Source organism: Natrinema ejinorense, from assembly GCF_002494345.1.
Taxonomy (GTDB): Archaea; Halobacteriota; Halobacteria; order Halobacteriales; family Natrialbaceae; genus Natrinema; species Natrinema longum.
Map to the genome: position 1 here is coordinate 1061596 of NZ_NXNI01000001.1, position 14087 is coordinate 1075682.

At 67.0% G+C, this 14087-nt stretch carries 13 protein-coding genes; 6 read left to right on the forward strand and 7 right to left on the reverse strand.

Translation table 11 applies throughout. The features are described 5' to 3' along the window. Window positions 1-13 precede the first annotated feature (13 nt). Window positions 14-1486 (reverse strand): amidophosphoribosyltransferase, encoded by a 1473-nt coding sequence (gene purF / locus CP557_RS05300; RefSeq protein ID WP_097378950.1) that lies wholly within the window; start codon window positions 1484-1486, stop codon window positions 14-16. A gap of 313 nt (window positions 1487-1799) precedes the next feature. On the opposite strand from purF, the gene CP557_RS05305 reads away from it, so the two are divergent. Beyond that, window positions 1800-3575 carry a MutS-related protein gene (locus CP557_RS05305; protein WP_097378951.1) on the forward strand — a complete coding sequence of 592 codons (1776 nt, stop codon included), beginning with the start codon at window positions 1800-1802 and terminating at the stop codon, window positions 3573-3575. Between the two features lie 21 nt (window positions 3576-3596). On the opposite strand, the gene CP557_RS05310 is transcribed toward CP557_RS05305, so the two are convergent. Next, complete coding sequence (locus CP557_RS05310) at window positions 3597-4190, reverse strand: DUF6735 family protein (protein ID WP_097378952.1); 594 nt, start codon at window positions 4188-4190, stop codon at window positions 3597-3599. 151 nt (window positions 4191-4341) lie between these two features. Further along, on the reverse strand, window positions 4342-5832 hold the full coding sequence (locus CP557_RS05315; RefSeq protein ID WP_097378953.1) for an HTTM domain-containing protein: 1491 nt from the start codon (window positions 5830-5832) through the stop codon (window positions 4342-4344). A gap of 197 nt (window positions 5833-6029) precedes the next feature. Between CP557_RS05315 and CP557_RS05320 the strand changes: the two genes are divergently transcribed. Further along, window positions 6030-6689 carry an HAD family hydrolase gene (locus CP557_RS05320; RefSeq protein WP_097378954.1) on the forward strand — a complete coding sequence of 220 codons (660 nt, stop codon included), beginning with the start codon at window positions 6030-6032 and terminating at the stop codon, window positions 6687-6689. Window positions 6690-6718: 29 nt separating this feature from the next. Here the strand turns inward: CP557_RS05320 and CP557_RS05325 are convergent, their stop codons facing one another. Together CP557_RS05325 and dps are read right to left on the reverse strand one after the other, a co-directional pair. Then, on the reverse strand, window positions 6719-7198 hold the full coding sequence (locus tag CP557_RS05325) for an SRPBCC domain-containing protein (protein WP_097381537.1): 480 nt from the start codon (window positions 7196-7198) through the stop codon (window positions 6719-6721). Window positions 7199-7311: 113 nt separating this feature from the next. After that, a complete protein-coding gene (dps, locus tag CP557_RS05330; protein WP_097378955.1) occupies window positions 7312-7971 on the reverse strand; it encodes a DNA protection during starvation protein in 660 nt (219 codons plus the stop codon). Window positions 7972-8080: 109 nt separating this feature from the next. Between dps and CP557_RS05335 the strand changes: the two genes are divergently transcribed. Together CP557_RS05335 and CP557_RS05340 are read left to right on the forward strand one after the other, a co-directional pair. Continuing rightward, window positions 8081-9361, forward strand: a complete 1281-nt coding sequence (locus CP557_RS05335) for a DUF7405 family protein (protein ID WP_097378956.1) — start codon at window positions 8081-8083, stop codon at window positions 9359-9361. Window positions 9362-9535: 174 nt separating this feature from the next. Next, window positions 9536-10951, forward strand: a complete 1416-nt coding sequence (locus CP557_RS05340) for a cupredoxin domain-containing protein (RefSeq protein ID WP_097378957.1) — start codon at window positions 9536-9538, stop codon at window positions 10949-10951. 54 nt (window positions 10952-11005) lie between these two features. On the opposite strand, the gene CP557_RS05345 is transcribed toward CP557_RS05340, so the two are convergent. Both CP557_RS05345 and CP557_RS05350 read right to left on the reverse strand, forming a co-directional pair. Continuing rightward, window positions 11006-11440 carry a thiol-disulfide oxidoreductase DCC family protein gene (locus CP557_RS05345; protein ID WP_097381538.1) on the reverse strand — a complete coding sequence of 145 codons (435 nt, stop codon included), beginning with the start codon at window positions 11438-11440 and terminating at the stop codon, window positions 11006-11008. A 77-nt stretch (window positions 11441-11517) separates the two neighbouring features. Beyond that, complete coding sequence (locus tag CP557_RS05350) at window positions 11518-11892, reverse strand: 2Fe-2S iron-sulfur cluster-binding protein (protein WP_097378958.1); 375 nt, start codon at window positions 11890-11892, stop codon at window positions 11518-11520. A gap of 152 nt (window positions 11893-12044) precedes the next feature. On the opposite strand from CP557_RS05350, the gene CP557_RS05355 reads away from it, so the two are divergent. Together CP557_RS05355 and CP557_RS05360 are read left to right on the forward strand one after the other, a co-directional pair. Then, window positions 12045-13058 carry an alcohol dehydrogenase catalytic domain-containing protein gene (locus CP557_RS05355; protein ID WP_097378959.1) on the forward strand — a complete coding sequence of 338 codons (1014 nt, stop codon included), beginning with the start codon at window positions 12045-12047 and terminating at the stop codon, window positions 13056-13058. Window positions 13059-13146: 88 nt separating this feature from the next. Continuing rightward, entirely contained in the window at window positions 13147-13950 is an 804-nt protein-coding gene (locus CP557_RS05360) for an NAD-dependent epimerase/dehydratase family protein (protein WP_097378960.1), read from the forward strand. Window positions 13951-14087 lie beyond the last annotated feature (137 nt).

The window sequence follows — 14087 nt, forward strand, 5'->3', positions numbered from 1 at the left end:
CGCTTCGGGACGTTCAGTCGTCCGCAGGGAGCCGTCGATCGCCGAGGTCGGGACGGCGCACGTCGCGGTCGGTCTCCTCGCCGTCGATGTCGTAGGGGTACTCTCCCGTCACGCAGCCCAGACAGAGGTCGATACGTTCTTTGCCGAGGACCTCGGCGACGGCGTCGGTCGAGAGGTAGGCGAGGCTGTCGGCGGCGATCTCGTCGCGGATCTCCGCGGTCGATTTGTTCGAGGCGATCAACTCCTCGCGGGTCGCCATGTCGATCCCCATGTAACAGGGGGCGACGATCGCCGGTGCGCCGATGCGGACGTGGACTTCCTCGGCCCCACAATCCTTGAGCAACTGAACCAGTTGGGTCGAAGTCGTTCCGCGGACGATGCTGTCGTCGATGACCGTGACGGTCTTGCCCTCGATCGTGGATTTGATCGGGTTGAGTTTCAGCCGGACCGCGCGCTCGCGTTCGTCCTGGGTCGGCATGATGAACGTCCGGCCGACGTACCGGTTCTTCATCAATCCCTCGGCGAATTCGACGCCGTCGTCGTCCGCATCTCGAGGCTCGCCTTCGGCGGTCGTCTCCCCCGCCGCGTCGGCGTAGCCCGAGGCGAAGGCGCGGCCGGAGTCGGGAACCGGCATCACGACGTCGGTCTCGACGCCGCTTTCCGCCCAGAGTTTCCGGCCGAGGTTTCGACGTGCCTCGTAGACCAGCGTCTCGTCGATGACGCTGTCCGGGCGCGCGAAGTAGATGTGTTCGAAAAAGCAGTGGGCGGTGTGCTCCTCCTCGACGAGCTGATAGGAGTCGAACCCCTTGCCGTCGTCTTTGAGGACGACCAACTCGCCGGGCCGAACGTCCCGGACGAGTTCGCCGTCGAGCGTGTCGATCGCCGCCGATTCGGAGGCGAGAATGTAGCCGTCCTCGAGTTCCCCGATACAGAGCGGACGATTGCCCTGTGGATCGCGCACGCCGAGGATCGTGTCGTCGTGGCTGATCGTCAGCGAGTAGGAGCCGTGGATGCGTTGCATCGTGTGCTTGACGGCCCGGACCAGATCCTCCTCGAGGAGGTTGCGCGCGAGGTCGTGGGCGATGACCTCGGTGTCGCCGTCGCTGGTAAAGGCGTGGCCCGCGGCGGCGAGTTCGTCGCGGATCTCGTCGGCGTTGACGAGGTTGCCGTTGTGTGAGAGCCCGAGCGATCCGCTCTTAAACGAGACGGAAAAGGGCTGTGCACAGGAGGAGTCGACCGAGCCGGCCGTCGGATAGCGGACGTGGCCCACCCCTGCCGAACCGTTGAGCACGTCGAGGTCGTCCTCCTCGAAGACGTCCCCCACGAGACCCATTTCGACGTGGCTGTGCTGTTGGAACCCATCGTGCGTGACGATCCCCGCTGACTCCTGACCGCGGTGCTGGAGTGCATAAAGCGCGTAGTACAACGGACGTGCCGCGTCTCGACCGGCCAGTGAGACGCCGACGACGCCGCACTTTTCGGTCATTCCTGTTCGCCGGGGAGTCTCGCCCCGCCCATCAGTCATGGAAGTCAGTAGGGCACCGAGCCGATAAAAATCCCCGTGTTTGTGCGTCGAATTCCGTTCTCGACTCTCGTTAGTATCCACGTTCGTGCATATCTGCGACGTCGTCACCCCCTCTCGGAGCGGGGTACCGTTCGGCCCGTCTTGTCGGGAATGAGAAACGAGTCGCCTTCCCGTGGCCGGTCGTCGTGTTCGAGGCCGACCACGCCAGGAATTCCATCCGACCGGTCGATCCAATGACACAGTGTTCAAGACAGTTGCTGCGAACCTATCGCGTATGCGACTCGAGGAGTACTGGGGAGTCGGCCCGAAGACGCGGGAGACGCTGGTCGACGAGTTAGGGCGGGAACGAGCGATTCGGGCGATCGAAAGCGGCGACGTCCGGGCGCTCGCCGACGCCGGGCTCGCTCGGGGTCGAGCGACCCGTATTCTGCGCCGGGCGACCGGCGGCGCGGGTATGGATCTGCTGTCGACCAGCGACGCACGGTCGGCCTACAAGGAGTTGCTGGATCTGGCGGTCGAGCACGCCGTCACGCAACGCGCTGCCGACCGGATTCGAGTGCTTACGCCGCTCGATAGCCGGGCGGCGATGGAAGACCGGCTCGACGACGTGCTCGCGGCCCGCGACGCCTGGGTCGGCCTCACCGAGGCCGACCGCGCCGCCGTCCTCGAGGCCTACGAGCGCTACGACGAGCGCGAGGGGAGCGAGCACGCCGCCGTCGAGGCCGCGATGGCGTTGCTCCAGGCCGGTGTCGACTCCGGCCCCTTCGCCGCGATCGCGGACCTCGAGCGCGAGCGGCTCGCGGACGCCGCCGACGCGCTGGCGGCGCTGGACGGCGGCAGGGTCCGAGCGGGTGCGGACGACGAACTCGATCGCCTCAGAGACGCGCTGGGTGCCGTCGAGGACATGGACGCCAACGCGCTCGCGGTGATCGAGGACCTGCGCTCGGCGGGCGTCCACGATGCCGAGGAGTTCCGGCAGTCCTTCGAGGATCACCTGTTGACCGAGACGGACGTGACGATCGATCGAGTTCGAGACGCGATGCCCACCGACGCGACGGACGCGACCGACTTCGTCGGCGGGGCCCTGCGGACGCTCCGCAGCGACCTGACCAGCGCGGTCGATGAGCGCGAACAGGCCGTCGCGACCGACCTCGAGGAAACGCTCGAGACGGCCCGCGACGCGATCGATCGCGCCGTCGAAACCGTCGACGACATCGCCCTGCACCTCTCGCTGGCTCGCTTCGCGCTCGAGTACGACTGTACCCGTCCCGTGTTCGTCGACGGGGACGCGGCGGCCGTCTCCGTCGTCGACGCACGGAACCTCGCGCTCGCCGCGCACGACGACGAGTCGGTCCAGCCCGTCACCTACGCACTCGGCGACCACGGCGTGACCGACGTCCCCGACGGCGTCGACTCGGTCCCCGGCGAGGAGCGCGTTGCCGTCCTGACGGGCGCGAACAGCGGCGGGAAGACGACGCTGCTCGAGACGCTGTGTCAGGTCGTGTTGCTGGCGACGATGGGGCTGCCGGTCCCCGCAGATCGGGCTGAAGTCACGCCCGTCGATTCGCTGGTCTTCCACCGGCGACACGCGAGCTTCAACGCCGGCGTCCTCGAGTCTACCCTGCGCTCGATCGTCCCGCCGCTTTCGACCGGCGGACGGACGCTGATGCTGGTCGACGAGTTCGAGGCGATCACGGAACCGGGCAGCGCGGCGGACCTGTTACACGGCCTCGTCACGCTCTCGGTCGATCGGGAGGCACTCGGCGTGTTCGTTACCCACCTCGCGGACGACCTGGAGCCGCTCCCGCCGGAGGCGCGGGTCGACGGCATCTTCGCCGAGGGGCTGAATCCCGACCTCGAGTTGCTCGTCGACTACCAGCCCCGGTTCGATACCGTCGGCCGCTCGACGCCGGAGTTCATCGTCTCTCGGCTCGTCGCCAACGCCAGCGACCGGACCGAGCGGGACGGGTTCGAGACCCTGGCCGAGGCGGTCGGCAACGAGGTCGTCCAGCGGACGCTCGCGGACGCTCGGTGGACGAACGGCGAGTGAACCCGGTACTCGACCCAGCCCTCACTCGTCGGACTCGCCGCTCCGTTCCGTCCGACCCTCCCGATCCCAGTGCTCCGCCTCGAGCCACCGATCCACCGTGGGCGTGTACGTCGATTCCCCGTCATCGAGCGACTCACCGTAGGTATAGGGGATGCCGTCGCGCTCCTCGCAGATGCGTGCCTCGAGATACGCCTGTGCGGCCCGCCGCGAGAGCGCTCCCATCTCGATGATGTCCCCCAGCGCGGTCTTGGTCGCGCGAAACCAGCGCCTGACCGTCCCTTCTGCCTCGGAGTCGAGGGCGACGATCGCGCCGCGACCACCGTCGCGGCCGTCACCCCACTCGAGCCAGCAGACGCGGTAGGCGTCGACGTCGTAGTCCCGTGACGGAGTGACGAGGTACAGCGCCTCGTAAACGCAGGGGTCGAGATACGCCGTCAGGATGCGGGCCCGGCTGATCGAGTCGGCGATCAGCGTCCCCTCGATCGCGCCGTCGGCCAGCGGCGTCGTGGCGGTAATCTCGTCGGCGAACGCGAACGTCTCGCCGCCCCAGTGGCTGTATCGCAGGTCGTAGAGCCGATCTGGTCGCCGGTACGCCACGAGCGCCCTATGGCCCATGGTCCACCCGATCGAAACCGCATGGCTCGGGCCGCTCGAGACGCGAGTGAGATACCGTATCGCGGGTCACGAGGGGTCTGGTCGGCTCTCCGTACTTGAACCTCCGGACTGGCTCGGACGCTCGGAACATCCGTTCAGTATCGGCCGGCGGTCAACACGTTCTGGCGATCCGCTTTTCTGGGCTCGGCTCACCGACCGGGCCGTCCCCGTTGACCGGCTGTTCGACGCGATAGATGGTCACCGATTTGACGTCGTCGGGAGCCCGGTCACAGAAGTACGCCGCCGTCGACTCGAGGACGGGTTGGCCCGCTCCCTCCCCCTTCGTCCCGTACCGCTTCCAGAGGGTCGACGGATACCGATCGAGGGCGTCCGGCGGACGGTCGAACGTGACTGCTCGACCGGTGACCAGATCGGTCGACGGGCCGGACTCGCGGTCAGCTTCCACGACGTACCAGCCGTAGGACGACGGCGGGTCGGGTGCGAAAAACGCCCAACTCGCGCTTGCCAGCCTGCCCTCTTCACCCGCGTCGGTATCGACGATTCCTGCTGCGACTACTTGCCAGCTCACGACGACGAGGAAGCCGCCCACGAGCAGGACGGCTACAGCGAGTCGTCCCCCGCGCCGAATCCGAGGCGAAATCCCAATCGGAGACGACACCGTCGCGACGGACCGGAGACGTCGCTCGAGGCCGGTTCCCGAAACGAGGCTGTCGGCGTGCTCCCAGATCGCTGGCGGGAGAAACACCAGCAAAACGGAACACATGACGAACGGGAAGGCACCGAGTTGCATCGTCGCCGCCATGCTGAGGTGCGCGCCGAGGAACGCCAGCACGGTCGCGATTCGGAGCCAGCCGGTGGCGGCCACGAGCAGTACCGACGCCGATAGGACGGCGATCCAGAGCCAGTTGATCGCGAACAGGGCGAGGGGAGACGTCGCGACCGTCGGGCCGAGATAGGCGACGAACTCCTGAAGCTGGAAGATCCGCTGGACCGCCACCCCGGCCATCCAGGCGTCGCTCCGGAACTTGAGAATCGCGTTGATCGCGTAGATGACGACGATATGGAGGAGGAGTACCGCGGTCCCGGCCGAAACCACGCGTGGCGGACTGCGGGGGTCCGGCGCGGCCGAGGGGGCTTCGGGCCGACGGACGCGAACTGTCCACCGGCCGGAAAGCGGGAGGGCGGCCGCGAGGACGAGCAGCGAAAGCAGGATCGTATCGCCGCCGTTGACCAGATACGGGTTGCGCGCGTACAGCGACGCGAGCAACACTGCCGTGAGGATCGCCGCGAGCCGATGTCGGTAGCCGACGAGCAGGCAGGCGGCGACGACGGCAGTGGTCGCAAGGAGGATCGCTTGCAGCCAGATCGATCCCGAGAGGGCGTGAAGCGACCACGTCTCGAGCGTGGGCGAGATTTCCGCGAGGGCCGACCGCGGGAGGACGCCGTCGTCCGTGTAAAACGTGGCCAGCCCCGGTGCCCGGAGGAGGAACAGATCGAGGAGGACGACGAGCCCCAGTCCGATCCGGAACGCGGCTAACGCCCGTGGATCGATCCCGAGACGCGAGCGGACGAGGGCCCGAAACGCTGCGAGCGTCGTTCCGTCACTACCAGTCGTCGTCCGTTCGGATCGGGCGGCAGTCATAGCGGGACCACTGGAGTCGACCCCGGATTGTCAGTCGGTGTATAAGTATTTTCTCGTTACTCTCGCGATGGAATCTCCCTGGGGGACGACCGACGGCCGACAATCTACTGTGGCTGTCGTGGCTCTCCGTTTCGACGCGACGACGGCGCTTGTGAACGGGGACAACACCGAAACCCTACCACGCCGTATAGCGGGACATGACAACGCAGACGGCGTACGATGCGGTCATCTTCGACAACGACGGCGTCCTGACGACGCCGACGGAACGAGACGTGCTGATCGACGCGATGCACGATGCTTTCGAAACCGTCGGCGTCACCGATCCGGCTGCTGATCACGTCGACACGCTCCTCAGCCCGGACCTGCCCTCCCTCCGTCGGCTCGCGGCCGACCACGGCGTCGAGCCCGACGAACTCTGGACGGCCCGCGAGGAGGCCGCGATCGCGGCCCAGCTCGCGGAGCTCCGGCGCGGCGAGAAACGCCACTACGACGACGTTACGACCCTCGAGTCGCTGTCGGTCCCGACGGGGATCGTCAGCAACAATCAACACGAGACGATCGGCAACATCCTCGAGCACTGCGACCTCGCGGGGTTCGACGTCTGGTATGGCCGCGAGCCGACGCTCGAGGGAATCGAGCGCAAGAAGCCGACGCCGTACTACCTCGAACGGGCGTGTACGGATCTGGGGGCCGAGAACCCGCTGTACGTGGGCGACAGCAGGGTCGACGTGGCCGCGGCCGATGCGGCCGGCATCGACGCCGCGTTCATCCGGCGCGAGCATCGCACTGGCTACGAACTCTCGCGGGAGCCGGCCCACGAACTCGAGTCGCTCGCGGCCGTGTGCGATCTGGTCTAACGGGGCCGAATCGCCGAGATCGGCGACGGTTACGCTGGCGCGCTCGCCAGGCGTTCGGCCCGGGCGGCGATCGCCTCGTTCATCCGGACGAACGCACGCTCGACGCGAGCCTCGTCGAACGCGAACGGCACGAACGCGCCCCGAACCGTCTCCCGCTGGAGCAATCGGGTGCGCCGACCGTCGTCGGAGCGCGCGTCCGACGCGGCGCGCTCACCGTCGATCGGGTCGAGGTGGAACTCGTGGTACCGATCGAACGCGAACGGGACCGCGAGTCGGTCGAGCCAGGCGAGTCGTCGAGTGGGTTCGACAGTGATCGCTATCGGGCCGTCGAGCAACCGGCCGAAGTCGGCCGAATCCGCCCCGCGCCGAGGGGTCGTCGCATCGATCTCGACCCCCGTGATGGTTCCCTCGATGGGATCCCACTCGGGGTAGGTGTCGAACGAGAGGAGGGCCTCCCAGACGACCGCTGGCGGAGCGTCGATTTCGACGAACACCTCGACCTGTTTCATGTGAGCGAGTACCACTCGAAGACGGATGGCTGTGCCGGTCGTCGACCGCGAACCGAGGGACGATTCGCCGGGGCTCGGCCCCGATTCTCGATCGATTCGGACCGCCGGGGTGCTCACGCGCTGTCGTTGAACCGCCGGTTCGTCGAGAGCGGTGCATCGCCGGGCTCGCCCCGGACGAAGTGGCCGGCCGGGTTGATTTCGCCGTCCCGCTCCATCGAGAGGAGTTCGACGAACCACGCCTCGTGTTCGATCTCCTCTTGCAGGATTCGCTGGGCCATGTCGTAGGTTCGCGGGTCGACGCCGTGGGTCATGTCACAGATCTCCGACCACGTCCGAATGGCGCAGCGTTCGGCCTCGAGCAGTACCTCGAGGATGTTCTCGGCGCTGAGCGAATCGGTGTCGAAGCTCCCGTCGCCGGCCATCGGGACCGGTACCGCGGCGTCGGGACAGGACGCCCGATCGGCGAAGTCCCGAATGTCGTTGGGGAGGGCACCGCCGAGTTCGTACACTCGGGGCGCGACCAGTTCGAAGTGCGCCCGGTCCTCGAGGCGGGCGTCCTCGGCGATTTCCTTGTAATCCTCGTGTCCGGCGAGGTGCATTCGGAGGTTCGTATAGTAGTAGTACGTCGTGAATTCGGCACCGATCGCGTCGATCAGTTTCTCGCGCAGTTCCTCGGGTTCGAGTCCTCGTTCGCGAAGGACGGCCATGCCGACGCGCTCGCTCGTGTCCCCTGCATCGACGTCGCCTGCCGCGTGTGGTTTCTCGTCGGACATTCACCGCTTCACTCCCATAACTCGAGGCATCAATCTTTGCTTGCAACTGCTACCGTTCCCGATCGATGTAACCGCAATATCCTTACTCGTCACCCCCTGAAGGACGTGTATGAACGGTTCGGACCGCGGGCTGTCGCGTCGTGCGTTCGTCCGCAGCGCCGTCGCCATCGGTGGTGCGAGCGCACTCGCTGCCTGCCTCCAGCGCGAAGAGACCGAGGACGTCCCACAGGCAACGCGCGCTCTCGAGGAGCTTCCCGACCGCCAACACGCCTGGAACGACTTCCTCGCGACTGACGACCACGGCAACGTCGAACCGCCCGAGCACCACCTCCTGCTCGGTCTCGAGTACGTCGGGGACGGCCCGGCAGCCGCCGAGAGCGAACGCGAGCGACTCGAGGCCGCGTTCCGAACCCTCGAACGCGCGTACGAGCGTGGAAACGACGGGTTGGCGTTTACCATCGGCTACGGGCCGACGTACTTCGACCGGTTCGACGAGGAGCTTCCGGAGAGCGTCGACCTCCCCGCCCCCGAGGCGCTCGCCCCGATCGAGGACCCCCAGCTCGACGAGTACGACGCCTTGCTCCACCTCGCCAGCGACCACGGCCACGTCACGCTGAGCGTCGAAGAGGCCCTGAAAGGCGAACTCGACGAGCTCAATGGCATCACGGTCGAGGACACGTTCGACGGCGTCTTCGACGTCGCAGAGCGACGAACGGGGTTCATCGGCCCCGGCCTCCCGGCGGAGCGCCAGTCGGGCGTCAGCGGCATTCCGGACAGCGAGCCCGTCCCGGAGGACGCCCCGATGTTCATGGGGTTCAAATCCGGATTCAGGAAGACGCAGGCGAGCGAAGATCGGGTAACGATCCGGGACGGCCCCTTCGCGGGCGGGACGACGATCCACCTCTCGAAGATCCAGTTGCACCTCCACCAGTGGTACGAACAGGACAGCCGCGACCAGCGCGTCGCCAAGATGTTCTCGCCGACCCACGCCGAGGACGGCCTCGTCGAGGGTGTCGGCGACAATCTCGGCGACTCGAGCCGGGTCGCCGAGGTCGGCGGGAGCGCAGCCGACGACGCGCGAAACGAGGGAACGGTCGGTCACGCGCAAAAGGCCGCTCGCGCCCGCGAGGACGGCGAACCGATCATCCTGCGGCGGGATTTCGACTCGACCGACGACGACCAGGCGGCCGTCCACTTCCTCTCCCTGCAGCGCTCGATCGCAGACTTCGTCACGACGCGACGGAAGATGACTGGCACCGACCTGACGGAGGGATCGGTCAGCTCGCGGACGAACAACGGAATCCTCCAGTATCTCACCGTCCGGAGCCGGGCGAACTACCTCGTTCCCCCGCGGGGACGTCGGGCCCTGCCCGACCCAAACCCGGACTAACGATTCGGCTCGATACCAGCTCGTCGGATTGGGCTTCGTTCGTCACTCACTCGCGGTCCGTGACGTGTCGCTCGACGTTCATTTTGGGACGATCTCACTTTCGTGACCGATGGCTATTCGGCCGGCATACACCACCGGGACGGTCTTTATCCGCATTCTCGGTGTCCGTCGCGTATGGCGTCATCACGACGGCGGTTCCTCGAATTGGGGGCGGCTGTATCGATCGGCGGCGTCGCGAGCGCATACGGCGTCGGCGCGACCGAAGACCATCGTGGAAACGGCGACGGATCCGAGGGCGACGACGGTGACGAGCCCGCAGTGACGGCAACCGTGCGGCAAGCACCGGAGAACGCGTTTTACTGGGTGCTTCCCGGCGAGCGTCGATTGAGCCCGATGGTGTTCGGGACCGAAGAAAACCCGCGAAACGGGACCGACCTGCTCGCGGAACGGATCGAGCAGGCCGAGCAGCTCCCCTCGCCCCTCGGGGAGGCCGTTTCGCAGCTGCTGGAAGACCTTCCGTTCCTCGTCGCTGCACCGGACGAGGCTCGCGAACCGATCGAGGACGCGGACGAGGATTCGATCGCCCAGCAACGACTGACCGAGCCCACGCTGTACAGCGACGAGGCCGACGTGACGAGCGGCTCCTTCGAGATCACCTACGAGGACCGACAACCGTATGACCTTCCGGGAGCGCCCGGAGAGACGTCGGATACGATCGACCTCGACGCACAGTTCACCGACCCGGCGGGCAACGAGTACGAAATCGAACACGACCACGTCATCCAACCGCCGATCCCCGGGTACGAGACCGGCGGCGGCGTGGTGATGGACCGCACGCTCCACGGTATCACGGGGACTGGCTCGCCGCTGTTTCCGAACGTGTACACCTACGCTGCCTCCTGGGGCGTCGGAAACCTCCACGTCAACGGCGAGTTGGCGACCGAGGAGGGGTTCCGCGTCGTCCACTTCATGACGACCCAGACGGTGCGCGACGAACGCTACCGGATGGTCCTTGACGAGGAACTGCCACTCGAGCCGGGGAACACCATCGCGGGGCAGATCCACCACACCCACGGTGTGGTCCTGCCGATCAGGCCGACGCCCGACGGCCCGGTGTACGATCCGGTCCCGACCGCGTTCGAGCTTCCAAACGGCGACACGCAACCGTTCATCCACGCGATGTGGGAACAAGACGAGATCGTCGAGGGGCCGTTTGCGGACTGGGAGTTCCCCGGAGCTGACGGCGGGGAGACCGAGGAGAACGGCGAGGCCGACGCGGAAGCCGACATCCGACTCGTCGGCGAAACGTCGGGATGGCAAGGGGTTGCTCCCGACGAAATCTCGGGGACGGAAAATCCGACCCTGACGCTCGAGGAGGGAGCCGAGTACGTCCTCGTCTGGGAGAACGGCGACGGCCTGCAGCACAACGTCGCCATCGAAGACGAGAGCGGCGAGGAGCTGCTCGCCTCGGATTTCATGAGCGAGGAAGGCACGACGCAGTCGGTCACGTTCACGGCGTCGGCCGAGATGGCCGAATACTACTGTCAGGTCCATCCCGAGTCGATGCGTGGCTCGATCGACGTGCAGTGATCGCGGGCGCGGCCCACTCGAGAGCCTCGACTGACCCCCGTTCGGGTGCCTCGGTCAGGCGTTCGGGACGTGCGTCCGATTCCCGTTGGCCGCCAGTTCGTCGAACAGCGCCGCGGCGTCGTCGGCCAGCGGATACGCGTCGTGATAGGGATCGATCTCGCGGTCAGTTTCCGAGACGGACCACACCGCGTCCGCGAACCGCTCGTAGGTCTCGTCGACGATGTCCTGGACGAGAACCGGCATCCCGGCACGCTCACAGAGCTCGGTCGCCGCGGCCCGACCCGCCCAGACCGTCTCGGCGTCGATGTCGACGAAAAAGAGCGCGAACGGTGTCTCGCCGAACTGAGCCTCGAGGAACGCCTGTGCGGCCGGATCGTCCCACGGAACGACGCCGACGGACTCGAGCCGGCGCATCGCGGTCGAGGCGGCCGAGCAGAACGGACAGTCGCCGTCGTAGAGCAGGATGCCCGTGAACTGGGTCGCCGACATATCGACTCGGTCGGTCACGGGACCGGAAAACGTTCGGACGGCAGTTGCCGGGACCGTCACCGCGAAGCGCTCCGTCCCTAGCCGAGTTTCGACCGCCCCGGCGGCCTGTCGTGGTCGGCGCGATGCTGGAGCAGTTCGCCGTACCGTTCGACTTCGATGACGCAATCGGCGCGGGGACGCGCGACGCAGGTGAGGACGAAGTTCGCCGCCTCGTCTTCCGGGTAGTACCGCTTGGCCCGACTGTGATCGACCTCACCGGAGAGGAGTGTCGCGCCGCAGGTGATACACCACCCCTGCTGGCAGTCCGCCGAGAGCCAGATATCCGCCGCGCGGGCCGCCGAGAGGATCGACTGGTCGGCGCGGACTTCGATCGTCCGGGACTCGCCGGCGAGGGCCAGCTCGGCGTCGTCGGGCACGCGAAGTTCGACGTCCCACGTGGTGGACTCCGTCACGGGTAAACGTCGTGCTCGCCGCGAAAAAGGACTGGGCCGGACGGTCGCAAGTCCCGCACCCCGACCGGTACCGATGCACGCGGACCGGAACGTCGAAGCGTCCCACTACCGGCTACCCTAGGGTCTTTGCCCTCGAGGCCGACGCAACACCAATGCGAGCCGCAGCCTTCACCGACCTGATCGGCCCCGAGGGAGTGAGTACGATCGACCGGCCCGACCCCGAGCCCGGCCCCGGCGAGGCGCTGGTCGACGTGACGGCCTGTGCGATCAACCGCCACGACCTCTGGATCCTCGAGGGGGACTCGGCGATGGTCGACGCCGACGACTTGCCCTTCGTCACGGGGCTGGACGTGGCCGGCGTCGTGAGCGAGGTCGGTGCGGACGTTCGGGGCATCGCGCCCGGCGACAGGGTCGTCCTCTGTCCGAACGAGACCTGTGGCTCCTGTCGGTTCTGTCGGGAGGGGCCGGAGAACATGTGTAAGCGATTCGCACTGTTTCACGGCGGCCTCGCGGAGACCGCCTGCGTGCGGGGCGACCGGCTCGTTCCGCTGCCCGACGACATCGACGCGACGACCGCCGCCGCGATCCCGACGGCGTACATGACCGCGTTCCACATGCTCCGGCGGGCCGAGGTCGGGCCCGGCGATCTGGTCTTCGTCCCCGGCGCGACCGGCGGCGTCGGCGTCGCGACGGTCCAACTCGCATCCGTCTTCGGTGCCGAGACCATCGGCACGTCTTCTTCGGCGACGAAACTCGAGCGCGTCCGCGACCTCGGCCTCGATCACGGCATCGAATCGGCGGGAATCGACGAGATCCGAGACGCCGTCGAGGCGATCGGCATGCCGGACGCGGTGATCAACCATCTCGGCGGCGAGTTCACCCGACTCGGCCAGTCGGTACTGCGCCGTGGTGGCACGATGGCGATCTGTGGCCGCACGGCCGGCAACGAGTCGACGATCGACGTCACGAACCTCTTCCTGGGCCACAAGCGCGTCGTCGGCTCCACGATGGGTACCCAGGACGACCTCCGGCGGCTCGTCGAACTCACCGCCGACGGCGAGTTAGCACCCGAAATCGACCGGACGTACGCGCTCGCAGACACCGACGAAGCCTTCGCGGCGATGCAAGAACGCGAGAGCGTCGGCAAGATCGTCGTCGAACCGTAGGGTGCGGCTGCGCCGGCACTGACCGACTCGCGACGAGGCAGGGAGACGCTGCCCCGACCTATTTCTGCCCAGCTGCCGTCGAATCGGTATGACACGGATCGCGATCACCGGCGCGGCGGGCAACGTCGGTCGGGAGGCCATCGACGCGTTTCCCGACGACCACGAACTCACGCTCTTTTCCCACCACGCGACCCCGGATCTCGAGACGGAGCTTCTCGAGATCACCGACCGCGAGGCGTTCGCGGACGCCCTCGAGGGCCAGGACGTCCTCATCCACCTCGCGGCCAATCCCTCGCCGCGAGCGGAGTGGAACGAGGTGCGAGGGCCGAACGTCGACGGCGTCTACAACGCCCTCGAGGCCGCGGCGGAGAACGACCTCGAGCGCGTGATCTTCGCGAGTTCGAACCACGCGGTCAACATGAAAAACACCGTCTCGGGGATTCGGCCGGAGTCGACGGTCGGCAGCCCCGAGATCGTTCGTCCCGAGGATCCGACGGACCCCGACACCTACTACGGCGTCACGAAGGTCTTCGGCGAGGCGATGGGGTCGTACTACGCGAAGCGACACGGGTTCGAGGTCGTGAACCTGCGGATCGGCTGGCTGCTCACCCGCGAGGAACTCCGTCGGGAATGTCGGAACCGCGACGGTGCCGGCGAGCGCTACGCCCGCGCGATGTGGCTCAGTCCCGGCGACTGCCGACGGCTGCTCAACGCGGCCGCGACGGCGACGCTCGAGGGATCGCCCCTGGTCGCACACGGCATCTCGGACAACGCCGAACGGTTCCTCTCGCTCGCCGAAACCATGCGCGACCTCGGGTATCGACCACAAGACGACGCCGAAGCCGTCCTGCGCGACGAGTCGGACGGTCGGGACGGCCTCGAGACGGCTTGACCAGCGATCCGTCGACCGCGATCGACCAGCAGTCCGAATTCGGTGTCTCGGAACCGAACGATACGTTCACAATCGAGGAACACTACGATCTGTGAGGTCTCGTCGTCTCTTCTCCGCGGTAGGACGGTATTGATCGA

Excerpts from the sequence above, each read along its gene's own strand:
- CP557_RS05325 (WP_097381537.1), bottom strand. The coding sequence starts at position 7,198 with ATGAAACAGGTCGAGGTGTTCGTCGAAATCGACGCTCCGCCAGCGGTC.
- CP557_RS05360 (WP_097378960.1), top strand. The coding sequence starts at position 13,147 with ATGACACGGATCGCGATCACCGGCGCGGCGGGCAACGTCGGTCGGGAG.
- CP557_RS05355 (WP_097378959.1), top strand. The coding sequence starts at position 12,045 with ATGCGAGCCGCAGCCTTCACCGACCTGATCGGCCCCGAGGGAGTGAGT.
- CP557_RS05320 (WP_097378954.1), top strand. The coding sequence starts at position 6,030 with ATGACAACGCAGACGGCGTACGATGCGGTCATCTTCGACAACGACGGC.
- CP557_RS05315 (WP_097378953.1), bottom strand. The coding sequence starts at position 5,832 with ATGACTGCCGCCCGATCCGAACGGACGACGACTGGTAGTGACGGAACG.
- CP557_RS05305 (WP_097378951.1), top strand. The coding sequence starts at position 1,800 with ATGCGACTCGAGGAGTACTGGGGAGTCGGCCCGAAGACGCGGGAGACG.
- CP557_RS05340 (WP_097378957.1), top strand. The coding sequence starts at position 9,536 with ATGGCGTCATCACGACGGCGGTTCCTCGAATTGGGGGCGGCTGTATCG.
- CP557_RS05335 (WP_097378956.1), top strand. The coding sequence starts at position 8,081 with ATGAACGGTTCGGACCGCGGGCTGTCGCGTCGTGCGTTCGTCCGCAGC.
- CP557_RS05345 (WP_097381538.1), bottom strand. The coding sequence starts at position 11,440 with ATGTCGGCGACCCAGTTCACGGGCATCCTGCTCTACGACGGCGACTGT.
- purF (WP_097378950.1), bottom strand. The coding sequence starts at position 1,486 with ATGACCGAAAAGTGCGGCGTCGTCGGCGTCTCACTGGCCGGTCGAGAC.
- CP557_RS05310 (WP_097378952.1), bottom strand. The coding sequence starts at position 4,190 with ATGGGCCATAGGGCGCTCGTGGCGTACCGGCGACCAGATCGGCTCTAC.
- dps (WP_097378955.1), bottom strand. The coding sequence starts at position 7,971 with ATGTCCGACGAGAAACCACACGCGGCAGGCGACGTCGATGCAGGGGAC.